Origin of the sequence: Pedobacter hiemivivus (assembly GCF_005144565.1) — a bacterium.
GTDB lineage: Bacteria > Bacteroidota > Bacteroidia > Sphingobacteriales > Sphingobacteriaceae > Pedobacter > Pedobacter hiemivivus.
In genome coordinates, this window is the sequence record NZ_SWDX01000006.1 from 326391 (window position 1) to 347618 (window position 21228).

21 protein-coding genes and 1 pseudogene are annotated in these 21228 nt (G+C 37.5%); 9 read left to right on the forward strand and 13 right to left on the reverse strand.

All coding sequences use genetic code 11. The annotated features are described in order from the left end of the window. Positions 1–20: 20 nt before the first annotated feature. The 5 genes from FBD94_RS17310 to FBD94_RS17330 form a co-directional block, all read right to left on the reverse strand. The gene (locus FBD94_RS17310; protein WP_131612763.1) at positions 21–635 is read right to left on the reverse strand and encodes a TerD family protein; all 615 of its coding nucleotides are present in this window, start codon (positions 633–635) and stop codon (positions 21–23) included. Positions 636–641: 6 nt separating this feature from the next. Beyond that, a complete protein-coding gene (locus tag FBD94_RS17315; protein ID WP_131612761.1) occupies positions 642–1196 on the reverse strand; it encodes a TerD family protein in 555 nt (184 codons plus the stop codon). Positions 1197–1198: 2 nt separating this feature from the next. After that, positions 1199–2035: a phosphoribosyltransferase family protein gene (locus tag FBD94_RS17320; protein WP_131612759.1), complete on the reverse strand. Its 837-nt coding sequence runs from the start codon at positions 2033–2035 to the stop codon at positions 1199–1201. After that, the gene (locus FBD94_RS17325; protein ID WP_136881131.1) at positions 2032–2727 is read right to left on the reverse strand and encodes an HAD family hydrolase; all 696 of its coding nucleotides are present in this window, start codon (positions 2725–2727) and stop codon (positions 2032–2034) included. Before FBD94_RS17325 ends, FBD94_RS17320 begins: the two co-directional genes overlap by 4 nt. Positions 2728–2811: 84 nt before the next feature. Then, positions 2812–3336 carry a helix-turn-helix domain-containing protein gene (locus tag FBD94_RS17330; protein WP_235884534.1) on the reverse strand — a complete coding sequence of 175 codons (525 nt, stop codon included), beginning with the start codon at positions 3334–3336 and terminating at the stop codon, positions 2812–2814. 251 nt (positions 3337–3587) lie between these two features. On the opposite strand from FBD94_RS17330, the gene FBD94_RS17335 reads away from it, so the two are divergent. The 7 genes from FBD94_RS17335 (at position 3588) to FBD94_RS17365 (ending at position 10250) form a co-directional block, all read left to right on the forward strand. Beyond that, positions 3588–4781: a multidrug effflux MFS transporter gene (locus FBD94_RS17335; RefSeq protein WP_136881132.1), complete on the forward strand. Its 1194-nt coding sequence runs from the start codon at positions 3588–3590 to the stop codon at positions 4779–4781. A gap of 73 nt (positions 4782–4854) precedes the next feature. Then, entirely contained in the window at positions 4855–5916 is a 1062-nt protein-coding gene (locus tag FBD94_RS17340; protein WP_136881133.1) for a hypothetical protein, read from the forward strand. 43 nt (positions 5917–5959) lie between these two features. Continuing rightward, positions 5960–6616: a DUF4833 domain-containing protein gene (locus FBD94_RS17345; RefSeq protein ID WP_136881134.1), complete on the forward strand. Its 657-nt coding sequence runs from the start codon at positions 5960–5962 to the stop codon at positions 6614–6616. Further along, on the forward strand, positions 6609–7214 hold the full coding sequence (locus FBD94_RS17350; RefSeq protein WP_235884536.1) for an RNA polymerase sigma-70 factor: 606 nt from the start codon (positions 6609–6611) through the stop codon (positions 7212–7214). The genes FBD94_RS17345 and FBD94_RS17350 overlap by 8 nt, the downstream gene beginning before the upstream one ends. Positions 7215–7222: 8 nt before the next feature. Then, on the forward strand, positions 7223–8176 hold the full coding sequence (locus tag FBD94_RS17355) for a FecR family protein (RefSeq protein WP_131612745.1): 954 nt from the start codon (positions 7223–7225) through the stop codon (positions 8174–8176). Then, positions 8176–9918 carry a peptidase associated/transthyretin-like domain-containing protein gene (locus FBD94_RS17360; RefSeq protein WP_136881135.1) on the forward strand — a complete coding sequence of 581 codons (1743 nt, stop codon included), beginning with the start codon at positions 8176–8178 and terminating at the stop codon, positions 9916–9918. Before FBD94_RS17355 ends, FBD94_RS17360 begins: the two co-directional genes overlap by 1 nt. 47 nt (positions 9919–9965) lie before the next feature. Then, complete coding sequence (locus tag FBD94_RS17365) at positions 9966–10250, forward strand: hypothetical protein (protein ID WP_136881136.1); 285 nt, start codon at positions 9966–9968, stop codon at positions 10248–10250. Here FBD94_RS17365 and FBD94_RS17370 read toward each other — a convergent pair. The 4 genes from FBD94_RS17370 to FBD94_RS17385 are packed head-to-tail and all read right to left on the reverse strand — an operon-like array spanning position 10236 to position 15059. Continuing rightward, on the reverse strand, positions 10236–11390 hold the full coding sequence (locus FBD94_RS17370) for an ABC transporter permease (RefSeq protein ID WP_136881137.1): 1155 nt from the start codon (positions 11388–11390) through the stop codon (positions 10236–10238). The two genes, FBD94_RS17365 and FBD94_RS17370, sit on opposite strands and share 15 nt — an antisense overlap. Beyond that, complete coding sequence (locus tag FBD94_RS17375; RefSeq protein ID WP_136881138.1) at positions 11359–12543, reverse strand: ABC transporter permease; 1185 nt, start codon at positions 12541–12543, stop codon at positions 11359–11361. The genes FBD94_RS17370 and FBD94_RS17375 overlap by 32 nt, the downstream gene beginning before the upstream one ends. Next, a complete protein-coding gene (locus FBD94_RS17380) occupies positions 12543–13529 on the reverse strand; it encodes an HlyD family secretion protein (protein ID WP_136881139.1) in 987 nt (328 codons plus the stop codon). Before FBD94_RS17380 ends, FBD94_RS17375 begins: the two co-directional genes overlap by 1 nt. A 45-nt stretch (positions 13530–13574) precedes the next feature. Next, complete coding sequence (locus FBD94_RS17385; RefSeq protein ID WP_136881140.1) at positions 13575–15059, reverse strand: TolC family protein; 1485 nt, start codon at positions 15057–15059, stop codon at positions 13575–13577. 311 nt (positions 15060–15370) lie between these two features. Between FBD94_RS17385 and FBD94_RS17390 the strand changes: the two genes are divergently transcribed. Together FBD94_RS17390 and FBD94_RS26600 are read left to right on the forward strand one after the other, a co-directional pair. Beyond that, positions 15371–16240: an Rpn family recombination-promoting nuclease/putative transposase gene (locus FBD94_RS17390; RefSeq protein WP_136881141.1), complete on the forward strand. Its 870-nt coding sequence runs from the start codon at positions 15371–15373 to the stop codon at positions 16238–16240. A 531-nt stretch (positions 16241–16771) separates the two neighbouring features. Further along, positions 16772–17110 (forward strand): annotated as a pseudogene (locus FBD94_RS26600) (DUF1016 N-terminal domain-containing protein); the annotation flags it as partial. On the opposite strand, the gene FBD94_RS17400 reads toward FBD94_RS26600, so the two are convergent. The 4 genes from FBD94_RS17400 to FBD94_RS17415 all read right to left on the reverse strand — a co-directional run bounded on the left by FBD94_RS17400 (position 17107) and on the right by FBD94_RS17415 (position 21227). Further along, entirely contained in the window at positions 17107–17676 is a 570-nt protein-coding gene (locus tag FBD94_RS17400) for a DUF6580 family putative transport protein (protein ID WP_225874852.1), read from the reverse strand. The pseudogene FBD94_RS26600 and the gene FBD94_RS17400 sit on opposite strands and share 4 nt — an antisense overlap. A gap of 45 nt (positions 17677–17721) precedes the next feature. After that, positions 17722–18819, reverse strand: coding sequence for a DUF5074 domain-containing protein (locus FBD94_RS17405; RefSeq protein WP_136881143.1), 1098 nt, complete (start codon positions 18817–18819; stop codon positions 17722–17724). Positions 18820–18885: 66 nt separating this feature from the next. Beyond that, positions 18886–19989: a cell surface protein gene (locus FBD94_RS17410; protein ID WP_136881144.1), complete on the reverse strand. Its 1104-nt coding sequence runs from the start codon at positions 19987–19989 to the stop codon at positions 18886–18888. A 95-nt stretch (positions 19990–20084) separates the two neighbouring features. Further along, entirely contained in the window at positions 20085–21227 is a 1143-nt protein-coding gene (locus FBD94_RS17415; RefSeq protein WP_136881145.1) for a DUF5074 domain-containing protein, read from the reverse strand. Position 21228: the final 1 nt, after the last annotated feature.

Genomic DNA, 21228 nt, shown 5'->3' on the forward strand with positions numbered 1-21228 from the left:
TATATAATCAAGGTTAACCCTTATAAATAACTTTGAGTTACCGTTTTAACTGTTTCTTCCAGTTTCTTATCTTTAGTAGGTTCGCCTATTGCATTGAATTTCCATTCACCGTTTTTCTTGTAAAACACGCCCATTACCATAGAAACATGACCGGCAAAATTAGAACCATTTGCGATATCATAATTTGCAAATACTTCATTCACACGTTTAGGTGTTCCTTCATAAATACGAATCGATGCAAAAGGAATAGTACCAAAATCATGCCCTCTAAAGCTGTTCAATACAAAAGCAACATAATTCACATTGGCATTTAACCTAGAAAAATCAAGTGTAATCACCTCATTATCCAAGCCATCATCACCCCCCATATCGCCAGTCAAATCATCTCCGCTATGCTTTACAGATCCATCCTTTGAGGCCAGGCTACCGAAATAAACTACATCAACAAGCTCTTTATTTTCATTATACAAAGCACAACTAGCATCCAAATCAACTGCTTCTTTGGTTTTACCAAAGCCAAACATTCCTTTTTTCTCTATCGCGCCCCAGTTAATACCCACACAAACACTTTGAAGTTTGCTGCCATTGCTTTTCTCAAGACTAATTCTTTGTCCTTTTTGCAGATTAATTGCCATAATTTCTTATTGATATTTATTTAAATAATCCTGTAAACCACCTTTCATTCCCATTCCAACCGCTTCAAATTTCCATTTATCATCACGCTTGTAAATTCTACCGAATTCAACAGCAGTTTCAATAGAAAAATCTTCCTCCAACTCATACTTAAGTAACACCTCATTAGTAACAGCATCAAAAATACGTACAAATGAATTTCTCACTTGACCAAAATTCTGTCTTCTATTCTCCGCATCATGAATTGTAACTACAACGCATATCTCAGATACATTCGCACCTGCTTTGGTCAAATCAACTTTAATTTGCTCATCATCGCCATCGCCATCACCAGTTAAATTATCACCAGTATGCTCAACAGCACCATCTGGCGACTTTAAATTATTATAAAATACCAAGTGTTCATCCGAAACTAACTTTTTGTTTGCATCCAGCATAAAAACAGAAGCGTCTAAGTCAAAAGCAGTTCCAGTTGTAGAACTATTCGTATCCCATCCTAAACCAATAGTGAATTTAGGAGCATCAATATTTTCTCTTTGTCCTTTTTGAAGATTAATGGCCATAGTTAAATCAATTTATATTTTTTATTATTTAAGTAGTTCTTTATAAAGTTTAAATTTCTAGAATAGCTTTCTATAGTATGGTAGCTATTCCCTAATGCAAGGTTATAAAGATTTCTAATGAAATCATTACTCTGCCGTTCCAGGAAAATAGAGAAGCTATTAAAATCGCAATTTAAGATATATTTAACAATCCTGGTGTTAAAACAAAAATTACCGCTTTTAATAATTTCTTCCAAATCAAAGATTGACTTTACACTGTGGTAATTTAAATGGTTTTCTATATTCGGATGAATATCATGATTTACCAGCTCAGCAAAATACAACATATGTATTTCGTTTTTCAAGGAATAATCTTTAACCATTTTCAAAATCATCCTTTCATGACTCCCGGTTATTTTAATATCATCTAAAAAAACTAAAATCTTACCAGCTAAAAAATCCTTGTCAATATGAAACGAATCATTCCCTATTAACTTCATTCTATCCTCCGCACTCAATTCCCCATAATCCTCCTTATAAGTAATTGTGCGGTGTACTTTTGCTTCCTGAGCTACTAACATCCCATTTTCTGCCAACCAATGATTCAACTGATAAACGAAATAGTTTTTCATCGCAAAAGTTGCAGTAGGAATAAAGCAATATGGACTCGAAATTACCACAATTTGATCTGTAATGGGATTATCAACCAAAATATCCTTTATAAATCCATCAGCAAGCGCTTCCCCAAATGCTTTAGCGACAAGATCATCACCAAATTTAAACTTGCTGTAATTATCAGGATGAAAATCAAAATTACTGGCATTGTGAATTTTGTGTAGAGAATAAGTATATGGGATCATGAGAGTAAATTTGAAATGGATAAATGATTTGAATTGATCAATAAGCTATTTATTCCTACAGCTTCGGCACCACGGATATCCGCCACAGGATTATCGCCTACATGTATAATCTCGCTTAAACTGATATCAGCGTGCTTGTTTCTGTCAATAGTGTCCAGCATAAGCTGGAAAAAGCTTAAATTGGGTTTAGACATTCGTACTTCGTCCGAATACAGTTGAAAATCAATAAAACTATCCAATTCCAAATGTTTCAACACCTTTCTTAAAGTTTTTCCCTTTATAAATCCTGTGTTACTTAAAATACTAATCGTACTTTGATTAGCCTCTTTCAGTTTATACAAAACGTCGATAGATTCAGAACCGTATAGCAAAGGCATGTTATTAAATAATAACACCTCCATGTCATCATACAGTTTATCTACATCAATATCCTGAAATTCAGTAGAAAAATCATTAATGATGCTAATCACCATAAGATACATCTCTTCTGCATCAATATTTTTACCGGTTTTTTCATTGATGGCATTCACCATCAGGTCTACTTGTCTAAATATATAAGCAACCTCTTCTATCGTCTTTTTAGCAGCATTAAAATTATCATAAAAATATCTTGTCCGCTCCAACTTAAAAGCCGGATTGGATTTAATCAAAGTCAACCAAAGGTCAAAGGAATAATGTTTATAAAAAGGCATCTTCAAAGTATATTTTACAGGGTTCGACTCAGTTCAAACCCTAATGTTACAAATTAAGACCTAGAGTCCACAATTAAATCTTTATTAAATTATCTTATCCAGGGGCTTTCTATTGTTCAATTCCGTTGATTTATATTTACTCGGAGTAAGCCCTGTAACCGTTTTAAATTGAGTAGACAAATGAGCGCTACTACTATATCCCATTTTATAAGCAATTTCGTTTAAATTCAGCTCCCCATACTCCATCAGCTCTTTCACTTTCTCGATTTTCTGTTGAATAATGTATTTTTCAATCGTCAAACCCTCTACTTCCGAAAACTGCCTGCTCAAATAAGCATAGTCCTTATTCAATCTTTCAGCAATAACCTGAGTTAAACTTTGATCTATAGTACTCAAATCCGAATAATGAATCAATTCAATAACCTGATTTTTAATCTGTTCAACCAATTGATCCTTTTCTTTATCGATCAATTCAAATCCTAAAACCTGCATTGCAGAAGCTATATCTTGTAACTTATTCGCATCGGGAGCTGGCTCAACGTCAATCTTGCCTAAAGAGATATCATTCACCTTTAAACCAAAATTCTCTAACTGCTGTTTCACAATCATGATACAACGGTCGCAAACCATATTCTTAACATACAACAACATAGGCAATCAATTACTATTTTAAAGAGCAAATAGCCCCATTCACAAATATAAAGCAATAATTAATCTATTTAGGCCTTTCACGTTATCGTTACACTAATCTAACCTAAGCAAAACAAACTCCCTAACTCCACATTTATTATATTTGCAAACCTTCACAAAATCTTGCTCCCCGCTCACAGCATAAGATTGTGTTAACCCAATAAAAAGCAATGACTCAAAAAAGATATTATAGCCTAATTTTAATACTAGGCTCACTTACGGCTCTTGGCCCTTTTTCGATTGATATGTACCTTCCCGGATTTCCTGCAATTGCAGCAGATCTTCAAACCAATACATCAAGAGTATCTTTATCCCTATCTAGCTTTTTTATCGGCATCTCAGCCGGACAATTACTCTATGGTCCATTGTTAGACAGATTTGGGAGAAAAAGACCGCTATACCTTGGCCTATTAGTCTACATCCTTGCATCAGCAGGATGCGCCTTTGTAACCACAATTGACACGCTAATCGGCTTAAGATTCATTCAAGCACTAGGAAGCTGCGCCGCCACAGTAGCCTCCGTTGCAATGGTGCGTGATTTATTCCCAGTTAAGGATAACGCCAAAGTATTCGCACTGCTGATGCTTGTTTTAGGTGTTTCACCAATGGTTGCCCCAACATTAGGTGGGTATGTAACCGTAGCTTTCGGTTGGCATACCATATTCTTAATCTTACTCGGTTTAGGTACTTTTAACCTAATAGCCAGTTGGCTTTGGTTGCCGGAAAGTTATAAACCCGACACCAATCTTTCCCTAAAACCAAAACCTATCATTAATAATTTTTGGATCGTATTTAAAACCCCACAGTTTTACACCTATGCCTTAACCGGTGCACTGGCCTTTTCTGGGTTATTTGCTTACATATCAGGATCTCCACTTTTGTTTATGGAGATATTTCAGGTTAGCGAAGAAACCTACGGATGGATTTTCGCTCTCCTTGCATTAGGTTTTATCGGATCAAGCCAAGTCAATACATTAATGCTCAGACGCTACACCAGCGAACAATTGATCTCTGGAGCATTAATTACACAGTCCATTACCGCAATAGTTTTTCTTATCGGAAGCATCTACGGTTGGTTCGGACTTACCGAAACAACTGCATTGCTCTTTGTATTTTTATGTTGCCTGGGCTTCGTAAGTCCAAACACCTCAGCGCTATCCTTATTGCCTTTTACAAAAAATGCAGGTAGTGCATCAGCCCTAATGGGAGCTATTCAAATGGGAGTAGGTGCCTTAGCTTCAGTTGGCGTTAGCCTTTTTGCTGTCAAATCAGCAGTGCCTACCGTAAGCGTTATGGTGCTAAGCTCAGTACTAGCCCTTACTGTTTTGTATTTAGGAAAGAAGAAGATGAGCAACCAATCCTAAACTCGAAAAAATATTTGCAACCCACGTAGGGGTAAACATTCATTTGGTTGTCCTATTTTAAAATAAGACGAAAATGAACTTTACACTTTACAGAACAAACATTCAAGTACCCGCGTTCAAGACTATCCTATGTGCGATTCTATGCATGGCAGCAACAAAATCATTTGCTCAGCATAAGCCTAAAATGCATTTTGGTATCATTTATCCGCTTAGTACCAATGGTACACATGCACCGCTAGATACAAACACTTTATCTATCCACTTGCTGGCTGGCGTTTCGGCTGCAGAGCGAGGCGCCTCTTTCGCGGGCATTTCCAATATCGTCCGCAACGATACCAAAGGCTTTCAAATTGCCGGCGTTTCCAACCATGTCGCCAAACAATCCAATGGAGCTCTATTTGCTGGCTTTTTAAATACCTATGGTGGCGGAGATGTAGCTGCAATTGCAGGCTTTGCTAATCTAACAAAGGATGTAAAAGGTTTGCAGGTAGCAGGGTTTATCAATAAGGCGGCTCATATCAACGGTACCCAGGTTGGTGGCTTCATCAATAAAGCCAAGGATGTCAAAGGATCACAAATAGCAGGCTTCATCAATATTGCAGGAAAGGTTAAAGGCGCTCAGGTCGCTGGATTCATCAATGTGGCCGACAGTAGCGACTACCCTATTGGAATCATAAACCTCGTTAAAAACGGAGAGAAAAGCATCAGCTTAACCACCGACGAGACGCTTACTACTATGCTTTCCTTTAGATCTGGTGGAAAAGTTCTTTATGGAATCATCGGCCTCGGCTACAATTTCAAAAATTCTGATGAAGTCTACGCATTTGAAGCTGGCTTAGGTGCACACCTTTTCCAATCCAAATCATTTAGGTTAAACACAGAAATTGTCGGGATTGGATTAGAAAGCTTTAAAAAAGGAGATTATTTCAAAACATCATTAAAACTACTTCCTGCAATTAAAATCACACGTAATCTTGAAATCTTCGGTGGCCCTTCATTAAACTATCTGAATACAAATAGTAGCGAAGGCTTAAAATTGCACAAAGACTATATCACCACCTGGGAGAACAAAAAGAATAATAACATTCAAGCACTTTACATTGGTTACGGTGGCGGAATCCAATTTATATTCTAAATCTTAAATACTATCCATTCAAACACATAACAAAACCAATGTAATGTTGAGCTTTAATGATTATAGGAACATGCTGCAGGACGTAAAGCACAATGACGGACTAAAAGAACTCTTGTTCTTTATATGTGCCAGTCCATCAAAAACCTATAAACATAAGCCAGGCAAAGCTTTACAACTAGCTGATTCACCTAAAAACATAACTAAACGATTAATGAGAACGGTACTAATCCTCATTACCATAATCCTTTTGTTAAGTCAATTTTCCAATGCACAAGAACAGGTTGCATTTCAAATACCAAAAAGCAGCCTGTTCTATATACAACATTCACCGGAGACAAAAACTATCATTTATGAACTCAACTATAATAGCAATGGGACTTTATACCCTAACGACCCAATTAAAGGCTTCTGGTTCAAAAACAACGAAAGTCAAAAACTTAAACCACTTAGTGCCAGAGAAAAAAAACATGAATACGGTATCCAAAGCAAAGCAATAGGAAATGATGAATATGAAATCAGACTGCAAGCATATAAAAAAATGCCTTTGTATCTTAAAAGGTCGGCAGTCGACAACAATTATCGTTTATTCATTAAAGATGAAGACAAAAATGTATTGCTAAAAAGAGTATTTATAAAGCTTAACCGCGGCACTTTTTGGTTTCCAAAATTACAGTACATAGATTTGATTACTCTTGAATAAGACCCATACATTGAAACTGACTTACAGCACTCCCGAGAACAAGCATCAGCAATATGATGACCAGGCTTTTGAACAACTGTTCAAGGCTCATTTTAAAGCATTACATGCTTATGCCAATGCTATTTTAAAGGATGAAGATGATGCCGAAGAAATTGTTCAAAACATGTTCTTAAAATTTTGGGAAAAAAGGGATTTATTAAATGTGCAAACTTCTTTAAAAGCATACCTCTATAAATGCATATACCACGACAGTCTTAACTTTTTAAAACACCAAAAGATCAAGACCAAGTACCAGGACTTTGCAAGTTATACCATGAACACAAAAAATGAACCTGCATCTTCAAAAGTAGAAATGACAGAACTAACATTCAATATAGGACTGGCATTAAACAAGTTACCGGAGCAATGCCGTACCATATTTCAGATGAGCAGATTTGAAGAATTAAAATATAAAGAAATTGCAGATCGACTGGGCTTATCTGTAAAAACAATTGAAAACCAAATGGGAAAAGCGCTTAGAATTATGCGTTTAGAACTGGCGGACTACCTCTCCCTCATTTTAATAGGCTTAATGTATTACAAGGATTTTTTTAATTAAGAAACAGCATGACTGATGAATTATTGATAAAGTTTCTTTTAAAAGAAACAACCGAAGCCGAAAGCATCACAGTGCAAAACTGGCTAGATGCCAGTCCAAATAATACGACCTATTTTTTACAATTCGAAAAGATATGGAACAGTAGCAAAACACTTTCCAGCCAAAGCAAAATAAATGAAAATGATGCCTGGCTAAGGTTTAAACAAAAAACAACCAACAGCACCATAACACGTCAATTAAAGCCTAGGTACAATTGGCTTAAAATTGCTGCTGTATTTGTCCTTATTGCTGCCGGATGGTCATTATACAATATCGTAAAACCTGTTTCCTATATCAACCTCAGAGCAGGCAATACCGTAATTACAAAAATCCTTCCCGATGGATCTAAACTTACGCTGAACAAAAATGCCCGGATTAGTTATGCCAACAACTTTAAAAAAAACAGAAGCATCCACCTGCAACAAGGTGATGTGTTTTTTAATGTTGCACATGATAAAGCTAAGCCCTTTGTAATTGACATAGACAAAGTATCAGTTCTGGTTGTCGGAACCTCATTTAACATAAAGCATTTAGCCAACCAAACTGAAGTAATTGTTGAGACAGGAATCGTAAAAGTAACCCTAGGTAGAGATCAAATAAATCTCCAAAAAGGAGAAAAAATAGTGATCAACAACAGCACAGACAAATTGATAAAAGAACAAAATACAGATCAATTGTATAACTATTACCGCAGCCAAGAGTTTATAGCCAACAATACCCCACTATGGCGAATGGTAGAAGTGCTGAATGAACAATACAGCGCAAACATTATCATTAATGATCCGGCTATAAAAAACCTACCGCTCAACACCACATTAAAAACCGCTGCAAGCTTAGATCGTAATTTAGATGTGATTTGTGAAACCTTAGGGATAACCATGCAGCGTAAGCAAAACCAAATTCTATTGTCCAACCATCAATAATGAAACTTAAAATCACCCTTGCCCTATTGCTGCTTGTAGGATATGTAAAAGCGCAAATGCCCATTCCCCCATCTAAATACAATTTAGAAAAAAGAGTAAGCATCGAAGCCAAAGACCAACAGCTATCCGAAGTGCTCAATAAGATCAGCAAGGCAGGGAACTTCTATTTCTCCTACAGTGGCTCATTATTTAAGCGAGACAGCCTAGTTAACCTAAGCGTCAAAAACGCAGCAGTAAGAGAAGTATTAGACAAGCTGTTTAACCACAAAGTGGATTACACAGAAAATGGGGAATACATTATTTTACGCTATGCTGCCAACCACCTCACTATCGAACCCGAAAATATTACCACAGCAGAGAAACTATACCTGATCAGCGGCTATGTGATAGACATAGAAACAGGCCACAAGGTTAAACAAGCCAGTGTTTACGAAAAACGGCTATTACAATCAACTCTCACAGACAATGAGGGGTATTTTAGGTTAAAATTCAAAGGCGAACACCAAGAGGTGATACTAACCGCCAGTAAGGAAAGCTACCGCGATACTACCCTCATTTTTCTATCTGATATCAAAATAAAGCCCGAAGGATACAATGATCCTGACGCAAACAAAGCAAATGGCCGATTCGGTGATATTGAAAACTCCGGATTGGGTAGGTTCTTCATTACTTCACGTCAAAAGATCCAGAGTCTAAACATCCCCAATTTCTTTGCAAACACCCCTTTTCAAGCCTCCCTAACACCCGGATTAAGTTCTCATGGCATCATGAGTTCACAAGTGATTAATAAACTATCGATAAATGTTTTAGGCGGTTACACCGCGGGTACAAATGGTTTCGAAATGGCGGGATTATTCAACATTACCAAGGGCGATGTAAAGAAATTACAGTTCGCAGGACTTTTCAATCAAGTTGGCGGCTCAGTTACCGGAATTCAGATGGCAGGCTTGGTAAATGACGTACGGGGAAAAACAAAAGGATTGCAGGCAGCCGGGCTGGTCAACAATGTAAAAGCCGACGCAGCTGGTTTCCAGCTGGCAGGCATACTTAATCTAGCCGCTAAAAACATGAAGGGGACGCAATCAGCTGGCATCCTTAACCTGGTTAGTAAAGATTTTGATGGCTTCCAACTCGCAGGCATAGGCAATATAGGTGCAAAGCACGTAAAAGGTGTACAAATTGCTGGCATCTTTAATTATGCTAAAAAAATGGACGGTTTTCAATTTGGCTTAATCAATGTTGCCGATACCTCATCCGGCTACAGCTTAGGTTTAATCAACTTTATAAAAAATGGATATCACAAAATCAGCCTATACACAAACGAAATCACCAATGTCAATGTTTCCTTAAAAACCGGTAATGCCAAGCTATATACCATATTGTTTGCAGGCTTAAACCTTTCAAATCAGGAAAAAATATATACCGCAGGTATTGGTGTTGGTCATGATTTCATCCTTAACAAACGCATAGCTATTGGACTGGAAATGACCGGACAATACCTATACCTGGGCGATTGGAACGCAGACAACTTACTTAATCGCTTTCAAAGTAACATCCAATTTCAGTTGTTTAAGGGCTTAACGGTATTCGGCGGACCTACTTATGCCATTTACACCGGCAATCAGCACCTAAATCCCAGCGCCCCAGGCTATAAACAAAATATAGTCCCTAGCCACCATACCAATTTAGGCGGCTCCACAAAAGGATGGCTGGGCTTCAATGCTGGCATCACCATAATGTAACCTCCAGAAAAACAAAACCTTAGAATGGATGTTGTCTAATTATGAAAATGTTCAATATAAGAATTGGTTTTGGTGAACAGGAAGTAACGTTAGCCATATTGCCCACCATCCAAAAATATTATTTAGTAATTTACTTTGGTGGAATCATTGGCGCTGTTAGAATGGATCCTGATGGTGAACTTTGGGAGCAAGTACCTGACGAAGACATCATTCCCGGCGACTTACCACTATATCAACCTGATTTAGAAGCCGATCGGCTAGACATCGTTTTATGTGAAGATACTGTGTTCCATATCGGAGAAGAGATCACAGCCGTATTAAGAGAATCTTAATTTTCTAAACCTCATATAGCAGATACTACTATAAAACAACCACAACAGTAATAAATGCAACATAGGCCCCATCATACTAGTCAAACTAGCTCCCGATTGTACAATAGCCGTGTACACTTTAATAAACGGCGTTGTAGGCAATAACATCGACACCCACTGCACAACTAAGGGTAACGATTCAAATGGCCAGGTATAGCCTGTAATTAAGAAAATAGGATAAGTCGAAAAAGCCATGATCTGCAAACACAGGAGCTGGCTTTTAAACAATGAGCCAATAAATTGTGCCATTGGAATAAGCGTAAGCAGCAACACAAACAACAATACCCCTAATTGAAAACCGCTACCCCGCATCGGCAAATCGAGCAGTTTAAAATTTACGTTCAGAAAAAAGAAACCATAAGCGCCAAAAACAAAAAGATAAAACAAGCCCTTACCCCATATTGCAGTCGAAACGCCCCCACCTAGCCATTCCTTAAAGGTACCATGTTGCCGCTCGCCGGCCACACTTTCAGACAAACCAATCAACAAAGTTTGCTGTAAAATTAGCGCCAACAATGCCGGCAGTAAAAAAGCACCATAACTCGATCTTTCATTAAACAATGATCTGTAATCTAAATTAATGGGCATCACATTTTGCATAGCCATAGCTGTGCTTAAACCCTCAGTTTTTTCAAAATACTGTAGCCTTACTCCCGCCCCAATAGTGAGACATATTTGCTGAACACTAGCTAATAAATCACTAGAAGGCAGAAACCTTGCTGCATTTACTGCAAGTAGTACATTACTTTGTTTAAGACTGAGTAAATTAGTTTGGGTGCCCTTGGGGATATAGAAATAACCCTGACAATCGCCCTGATACATATACTCCTTTGCCGCTTCCAAATTAGGAAAATGAATCAGTTCAACCATCGGCGAATTATCAATATTTTGCTGTAACAAACGTGACAATCGCGACTGGTCATCATCCACTACCGCTAGCTTTACATTCTCCTCTTCTTTATTGATGTAAATACTCCCATAAAAAAAAGCATACAGCAATGGAGCAATAAGCAACGTAAGCAACAAACTATGGTCCTTTGCTACCAGCAATGCTTCCCTTAAAAAAAGCTTAATTAGCGACGGCCTGGACTTCTTGCTCATTTTTACTCGTATTAAATTGACGCTGAAATAATATTAAAGCTGTTGGAAACATAACTATACAAAACAAAAGCAGCTTATAAATATCCGCCTGTGCATAGCGCATGGGTAAATTCATATAGTAAACCTTAAAAAAGGCATCCAGAAAAGGTGTGTAAGGCATTATCGTAGCATAATACTGATCATACCATGGCATCGCCCATCTAGGGAAGGTAAAGCCGCTAAAAACGAATGCAGGAGAAGTATAAAACAAAGCCACATCCCCCGATAACATCACATCCTTAAACAAAGCGGAAATAAACATCCCTATACCCAAACAAGCCAGAGACAATAAGGTATACATCAAAAAGAATTTAGCTGTAGCCTCCCACACACCAATCCCAAAGAAGGGAAAAATGACAAAAGCTATTAAAAAGAAATTAAACCAACTCACCACAAGATGAGCAATCGTTTTGCCTGTAATAACCAACAACGCCGACCCATTGCTGAGCTCGAACAATTCCTGCATGGTATTCGTTTTCCACTCGTAATTGAGCGCCAACATACTACTGATGATGAGAATCATCTGCATACCTACAGTAATTAAGCCCGGAACAAGATACTCCTGGTAATTGTAGTTCGAATTGTACAACTGATAAGAATTAAGCTTAATTGGATTAGCCAATGCCATTGCCCGATCAGGCTTCATCCCTGTTTTTACCAATTTTTTCAATACTGCCCCCGAACTTCCTGTTATAATCACTTCCGCAACAGCTTTATATACAAGCTTGGCTGGTACTAATGATGCAGCATTTGTATAAAGTGTTACATTAGTCTTATGCCTGCTGTAAATATCCTTCTGCATATTTACAGGAAAGTGCACCGCACCCAATATTTCTCCTTTTTGAATCAAGTCTTTCACTTCTGCCTCGCTGCTTACGCTCCGAGTAATCTGAAGGGTTTCGCGTTGCTCCAGCAAGAAAATAAGCTGCCTGCTTATAGCCGATTTATCGTCATCCCAAATGGCAAAAGCCAAATGCTTTGCATCTTTTTTCTCATAAATCAAGGCATAAAACGAAAACAGCAAGCCGGGAATAACCAGCATAACCAGGTAAAAAACGGGTAATCTTAGTATCCGCTTCCACTCCCTTAAAATGATATGACCGATTACCTGCATTAGGGCAGAATTAATGACGCTGTCATGCCCGAACGTAATCCCTTAATAGCCGAAAGATGCTCTGGTTTAAACTCTATTGTGAATGTTCTTAATTCAAATTGCCCCTTATCCTTAGCAGGCACCCAATTGGCAAACTCCAATGTAGGCGAAATAGATGATACCTTTACGGCAAAAGTCTCTGGCTCACAACCAGGCACAGTAACCTTTGCTAGCGATCCTACTTTCAAATCCTTTGCTTTATCCTGACGGATATTGAATTTTAAAAACGAGGAGTTTTTCTTTTCTATGGTCATCATAGGGTAGCCAATAGATACAATCTCCCCTTGATGCGTAACCAGACTGGATATAACGCCTTCGGCGGGTGCATGCACCTTAGTATTATCGCCTAATGCTTTAGTGAGCTCATAAGCCTGCTCAGCTTGTTTCACAATTGCATTCGCTGTTTTAAGAATCTCTGGTCGCGTACCATTTTTAAGCATCTGCAAATTCAATTGAGCAGTCTCCATCTCTTTCTTTGCAGCCTGATATCTGAAATAAAACACATCCTTCTCCTGTCCCGAAATTACATCAGCATTGTATAAGCGCTCCATACGCTGGTAAGTCGTGTTAAACAGTTTATACTGCTCCTCAGAGATCTGGTACAGCTTTGATGTCGCTTCAATCAGTTCTGGTCTGGCTCCCTGGGTTAGCAACTCTTGTTGACCTTTAGCCGCATCTATCGCCGCTAACGCTTGTGATTTAATCGCATCAATCTCATTAGATCGCAAAATAGCCAACAGCTGCCCTGCTTTAACAGTATCCCCCTGCTCAACTAATAAAGAGTCCAATCTTCCCGGAAACTCTGCCGCCACATCCACGCTCGAAGCGTCAACCATCCCTATCATGTTTTCTTCGTCTTTATTACCTGCGAGAAAGAAAAACAAAGCAATTATAACCACCAAAATTGGTATAAGTAGTGCCCAGTAATTTTGTATAATTTTCTTCATTTTTGTATCTTTTATATTCTTTTTGCCCCGCATCTTCACCCCCTTTTACTTAATAAATTGAGAGATTTGTTTAGGATTTCCCAGACTGTTAAAATATTCTGCGAGTGCCAGGTAATAGCCCAAAACTGCTGCCTGATAGGCCTTATCTATTTCTTCCTCTATCAACACCGCATCATTTACATCCTTTGGAGATGAAAGCTGATTCTCCATCCGTTTAGTGATTAAGCTCGTGGTCGTATGTGCCTCTTTCCTGGCATTGTCCAGTACCATGACCTCATTCTGAAGAGAAATCATTTTATTCCTCGAAACCTTCGATAACACCTGCAGTGTCTGTCCAGCATTCTCTTCACCCAATTTCGCCTCATCTACCAATTGCCTTGCAGCCAATGTACGCTTGCGGGTTTGCCCGTTAAACAAGCTCCACTGTAACTCCACACCAACAAACCAATCGGGTATCGTTACCGGCAGATCTCGCTGATATAAATTGTAATTACCGATAGCAAAAACATTAGGGAGCGCAAATGATTTACTGATCTTTTCTGCAGTTTTAGCATAAGAAATTTTACTTCCGGCAAGCTGATAAATTGGGTTATCAGTCCAAAAATCTCCCTGGGGCAAAACCGGATCAACCGTTACATATTTTAAAGTATCTGTAATCACCACATTAGAGTCCAAACCAACTCCAAGCAGCTTATTCAGCTCAACATGGGCATTTTGTTTATCTAATTTGATACTATTAAACCTTGCGTTTGCTTGCATCAGCACTACACTGGTCCAACTCTTTTGATAAGGAGGTAATATTTGATTCTTAACCAGCTCTTCTGCATAGTTCTTATTCTTTTCTAAGGCACTAACGATAAGCTGCTGGTTGTTTAAAACCGCATTCAGATATAAAATACGCATGTATTGCAGAGAAATTAAAAAATCAACTTCCTTGCTTACCAGATTTACATTGATACTTGCCGTGTTTACTAAAGACTGGGCCAGATTAGTAGCCGCATCAAGCTTATTGCCTAAAAAAATGGGCTGCCTTACCCCTAAGCCCGCAACAAAATAGGATTGCTTACTCAATTCAGGATTATAATCAGGATAGATAGCGCCAATAATATTCTTTGAAGTATTCAAAATTCTATCCTGAGCAGCCTGAGAAAGGTTGTTGCCTGTAATCTCCTTAAACACCTCATTTGCCGCATTTACACTTTGTGCCGATGATCCATTAACAACACCATCTTTAACGGTCTGCAGATTGATCGTAAGTGGACTACTCAAATAGGTGTAACTGGATAGTAAATCAACTTTAGGTAAGTAGCTCTTTTTCTCAGCCTGCAAATTATACTGACCAGATAACAAAGCAGAGCGGGCTTGCCTGATGGTCATGTTATGCTGAACAGCCAAATTGAAACAATCCTGCAAACTTGTTGATTGCGCATTCAAATTCAAACAAAAGAAGGGTAAGCAGCAAAATAATAAGTAAGCCAAAAGATTACCTCGTTTTTTTACTTTAAGATTAATAGGGAAAGTTTTAATCATACGGAGCTATAAAGAGATGCTGAGCAACACTAACATTGAAATAACAAAATAAACTAGCAAAGGTTTTTCTAATTCAGTACAAGACAGGTTTAGTTGTTATACCTAGGCTCGTTGATTTAAATCGACGAACGTGGATATAAACCAGAGCGAAACACAACGGGATTATTTAATTTGGCCTAGACTCATTTCTCTGCCGCTTTTCGCGATTTTATTTTGACAAAGCACGATCAGACTGCGTTTTCAATCAAATTCCAGCTCGATAAGATTTATCATGAATTATCTCGGGAGGTTTGCTTAAATAACCAGGGGAAATGAGCGAAGAAACAGGCCACAACACCGATCCAGTAAACAAAAAAGAAGTTGCACGCTTTATTGATCCTTATTCTGACTTTGGATTTAAACATATTTTTGGTAAAACGCCCAATAAGAATCTGCTAATCAGCTTCATCAATCAGGTGCTAAAAGGAAGGAAAGTAATTGTTGATATTCAGTATAACAATATCGAGTTTAAAGGTTCCGGTGTCGATTATAGGAAGACTGTATTGGACTTACACTGTACTGGCGACAAGGGGGAGAAATTTATGGTCGAAATGCAGAAAGCAAAAGCTATAAATTTTAAAGACCGAAGTATTTTTTATACAGCAAATCTGATTCAGGAGCAGGGCATCGGCGTAGCTGCAAATTGGGATTATAAGATGCCTGAAATATTCTTTATAGGAATCATGAATTTTAATTTCGATGATAGCCATCCAGATCATTTTATCCATGATATTAGGCTAATGGACAACAATACGCACCAGGAATTTTATTCAAAGTTGTCGTATACTTTTATAGAAATGCCTAAATTTAAAAAACTGGAAACAGAGTTGGAAAGTAAACTGGATGAGTGGCTTTGCATCTTAAATAACCTGAAAAAATTATCTGAAATACCGCTATCTTTGGTAGGCAATACAGAATACGAAAAAGTATTTGAGCTTGCTGAAATGGGCAATTTAACGCGAGAAGAAATGTGCGAATACAATCAAGGATTAAAAATAGAGCGTGATTACTTTAGCGCGATGGAGAACGTGAGAGAAGAGGAACGTAAAGAAATGGCTCTTAAATTAAAAGCCGTAAATGCTGCCTTTAATTTAATCTCTGAGACTACTGGACTCACTATTGAGCAAATTGAATCTTTGTAGTTACTCTTTTTTTAGTTCAAGACTTTGAGTTTCCATAATATCAGGTTTTGATAGATAAAGTATCAGAATATTAATTAGGAGAATCCTAGATCAGAAAGCGAAAGCAATCTTTTCCAGGTCTCTCCTTAAGACAAGAAAAAGGTCTTAATTTATATCAATGCACAAAGCACCTCCCAAAGGGTTATGACCATATACTTTCCGCATACACTTCTGGAAAAAGTTTACATGACCAACTGGCTTAATTACCTGATTTAAACAAAAGATTCTATTTTTTCCAAATTGTCCTTAGAAACACTTAAAGTTGTAATAAGCCTAGTTTGTAAAAATTCTCCCATTGCTGTTTTATATAATTAATTGAATACAAACGTAATAAGCTTACAAATAAAAAACCTTGCTTATCTCAAATTCCGCGGAATCATCCAAAAAATCGACACTAAGCAATATAATATATCGCAACGCACAGATTATGCAATCGCTTACAAAATATTATTAGGCAAGGAAAATCTTTAACATTATCTACAGAAACATAGTCTCTTCTATGTGAGACAGTTCTATGAATTTTACCAATCTTCAATTGTCCAACAAGCTGTTGGACAATTGCAACCGTCTATAATTCAAAATGATGAAACTATTCAACATCCTGTTGTCCAAATACAATGGGGGCATAATATATTAATCTTCAGCAAATCAAATAGCATAGAGGAAGCTTATTTTTATATACTAGAAACAATTGGAAATAATTGGAGTAGGGATCTATTGGCGTTCCAAATGAAATCTCAACTATCTAAAAGGCAAGATAAGGCCTCTAAAAGAAAAAAGGCAGCCTTTTGGGCTGCCTTCTTTAAACTAAAATTTGTTATATCAATTTAAGCTTTTACACTCTTTTTAAAACTCAAGCTAGGATACGTAGCCATTACACCGAACATCACCGTTCCATAAATCACTGTACCATATAAAAACTTCAATTCGAAAGGAATTGCAGCTATTAAACACGCACCAAAACCAGCCAATGTAGGTGGATACAATCCAGGTACATACATTGCACTAATATCAGAAACAATCCAGTGAATCAGCACTATCACAATTGTTGACAATACTAAATTCTGAACATTTACTTTGTTAAGCAATAGCTTACTAGCAAAAACCATTGCGATAAAAGCAATATATGTCCAATACCATCCTGGGTAAAAGAAACCAAATCCAGATGTTTGGGCAATAAAAATATCGCTGATCAATAGTACCAATAAAGGGAAACCAAATGCCTTGGCAGAACTATTAAAGTATGCACCGCCAAACAAGGCGATAGCTCCTACTGCCGAAAAATTAGCAATATCTTTAAAATTGTCAGAGTAAGGTGCCGCTACGCGGAAAATGCTAACAAGTACAACTATTGACAATAGAATTACTGCACTTGGATTAAATTTAGATCCAGACATGTTCATTTAATTTATAACACAAAGTTATATTATTTATATGGAATTTTAATGGAATACAAACATTGCAGGGAAATAATAACCGCTATAAGGAATCTGTTTAACCAGTTGTCCTGTCCCAGCATCATGAAAATAGATATTATTGACCGCGTAATTTACAGTATAACCATCCTGCACCGTAGTCGTAACGATTTGATTAGTTTGCGGATTATAACCTAAGTTCTTTTTATAAAAGGATTGTCTATCAGGTGTAGTAATAAATGGCTTATCCAAGGTCGCTTTGTTACCTTCCGTATATTTATACAGCTCTTTACCCCCACCAAAACTTGGCGATTTTAATAAAAACACCGTATTATCCTTAGTAGATGCTACAATTGGCGAAGAGAACCAGGTAAACCATGTTGTTGCAGGCGTAAACGGTAGTTCAACACTATCCGTTTCCAACGTTTGCGGATTAGAATTATACAAATACTTTCCAGCAGTATACCATACCTTTTGATTAGGTGTTTGAGCAAAACCTAAAGTAACACCCTTAATTTTCTTTACAACACTAAGGTCATCCGCATTGTAAATAATGGCACCAGCCGACTGATTAAGTACATAAATATATTTACCAGCTTTTAGCATATCCCCAGTCTGCCCTGTAGCGCCCAATAGTTTAAATGAAGGCTTATAAGTTTTAAGATTAATCATATAAACACCATCACTAGCACTTAATAATCCTCTATTTTCGTCTAAACCAACAAAAGCACGCCAATCGTAATCACTTGATCCGGGAATGCGACCAACCTCCTTTAACGTTTTAGCATCTGCTATAACGACTGGCCCCCTAACCTTACTTACTACATATAAATTATCGTTAAACTCCGCAGCAAACTGCACAGTGGAGCTCGCTGGCGTAAACCCTAGACTATTTGGGTTCTCCTTTTGAAATACACTGTCCTTTAAACTTCCCGATTCATAATCGAAAAAACTTACAGAACCTGTACCATGCCCCATCCAACCTTCATTAATTACAAAAAAACCATTTTCATATTTACCTGGAGCAGGCAATTCGGCTATAGCATTATTGTCTTTTTTACACGCAACTAAAGCACTTGCCATTACTAAGGCAAGTCCTGCAATTTTTAAATTTCTAATCTTCATTTGTTTGTTAAATAATCTTGAACTTGTATTTAAGAGCGCTTTATTTTGGTAAAAAAGAATTATTTTCTACTTTACTAAACTCAGATCTGCAACACCAAGTACTTCTGTAGATAATTCGCCTAACCAACCCATATTAGCCTGTATACCTGTCTGAATTTTAATAAAATCGACACCTGCCAATGATACTTTTTTACCATCTTTATCCACCGCATTGCTGATATCAATCTTATCTCCACCAGCAATATTATCAGCATATCCCCATTCAAACGGAGCGCTTGTGATATAACTAGGGTTTGTCATATTGATATTAGCAGATGGTAATATTGAGCCTGTTAAAGTATATTCATTTCCAGTTACCCAAAGAGGGAAATAACTCTGCTTATGAAAAGTATTTGTAGCTACAAAACCTGTATTACCATCGCTATCTTTCCATGGAATTGGAGCGGTATCTGGTGTAGGTCGAGTATAGGTAACTGAGTAATTCCTTTTATATCCGGCTTTACCAAACTCACTTCCTGATACTTCGTACCAGGTATCATCAGGTTTTCCATTATTATTTTCATCCTGCATTACCCATACAATTCCTGGTTCAGCAAAGTTTGCCATTGGGTTACCATAAACAATAATATCATCCTTATCGACATTCAACACAGTATGATCAAATCCCAATACGATATAACCGCCCCATGAACCTAATGTAACCATCCCTTTTTTTCCAAGGATACCTTCAGCACTTACCAAATTTCCAGGTGCTTTATTGATAAATTGTCCAGGTGCAGGATTGTATTCAAACAGCTGACTTACATACATAGAGCTTTCTGGCGTAACAGGCTTGGTTGGAACTGCAACTTTAATCGTGTAAAGAAAAGTAAACACACCTGAGTTATTAAAAGCAGTGTATTCAATTAGGTAAGTACCAGATTTTAAGGGCGTAAACTCATAAACACCTTCCGTACTCTTTACTTCGCCATCTAACTTCCATTCCTGTTCGTAAACAACATCATTTGTAATAGTCGCTGAAAAGGAAAGCTTTTCGCTTATTTTACCATCAATTTCTTTATCAGAAACGCCCATTTGAATCGATGGAGCAGGTAAAGCCTCGTCTTTTTTACAGGCCGACAGCATACTAATGATTAAACATGCCAAGAGAAGATAATTTTTAATTTTCATTTGATTGATTTATTTATTGGTTAATTATTTAATGATTTTATTTTTAATTGATCTAGGATGTGATGATTGCACTTCCGGCCTTATGGCGGATTATTTTACTTGTAAACAAATGCGATCTTTGAGGGAATATCCCCGGTTTCGACAGACCACTTTCTCTTCCCAGTATTTTTGTCAAAACAATACAACCTACCTGGCGAAACATAATCTTTGGCATCTGTTACGTAAACATCTTTACTAATTGGGTTAACAGCAATTCCATATGGAATCATGATACTTTTATCTGTCCCGTCTGTTATAAACTTTTGATTCGTTAACACCTCATCCTTTACATTCAGGATACCGTAACTAATCGTAGTATTACCAGTTAAATAACTAAATTCGGTACTATAGAAATAAGCCTGATCACCATCAATAACCAAATTGCTTACACCAATATCAAAGGTCTTTTTAACAGTCTCAGTTTTGGTATCAATCACAAAAAGCTTAGAAAGAATATCGTAGTAATCTCCCCTTGAAGTCACATAAAGGTCTCCATACTGATCAGCCTGAAGATGGTGTAAATTAATACCCACGTCTATATTTTTCACCACCTGAAATGTACTCAGATCAATTACTGAAACTGTTCTTTCATAGTTTGGGGGACTGTACCCGCCCGAGTTTGCGATGTATAACTTTTCGCCAACTATAGCCATCTCTTCAGGTTGTCGACCAACCTCTACCCTTTTTACCTCACTCAAAGTAGTAGTATCTATACATACCACTACTCCTTGCGGCGCTTTTGGATCGCCTACCTCGCCTAAATAAGCACTTACATAAGCACTACCTTTATGGAAGGTGATATAACGACAATTAAGCACATCAATCTGCTTGATTTTTTTACCAGTTTTAACATCCAACACCTCTACTTTATTGGATATATTAACCACTACATACAGCTTAGAACCATATATGGCGATGTCATTCCCAACATCTCCCAATCCTTTTACCACCTCAGGATTGGCTTTGCCATAAATATTCTTTTTATAAACGCCAGCATGTATATCAAGGTAATCCAATGAGGCCTTATTCATATTCATGTTTCCTTCATTAACCAGGTAAAAGCCCTTTATTGCACTTGAAGGATCAGGAACGATTGCTTCGATTTCCTCTTTTACAGGATTTGAATCTTTTCTGCAAGCTGTAAGCATTAAAGCACAAAGCAGAACCGAGCTTAAAAAATATAGTTTTCTTTTGTTCATA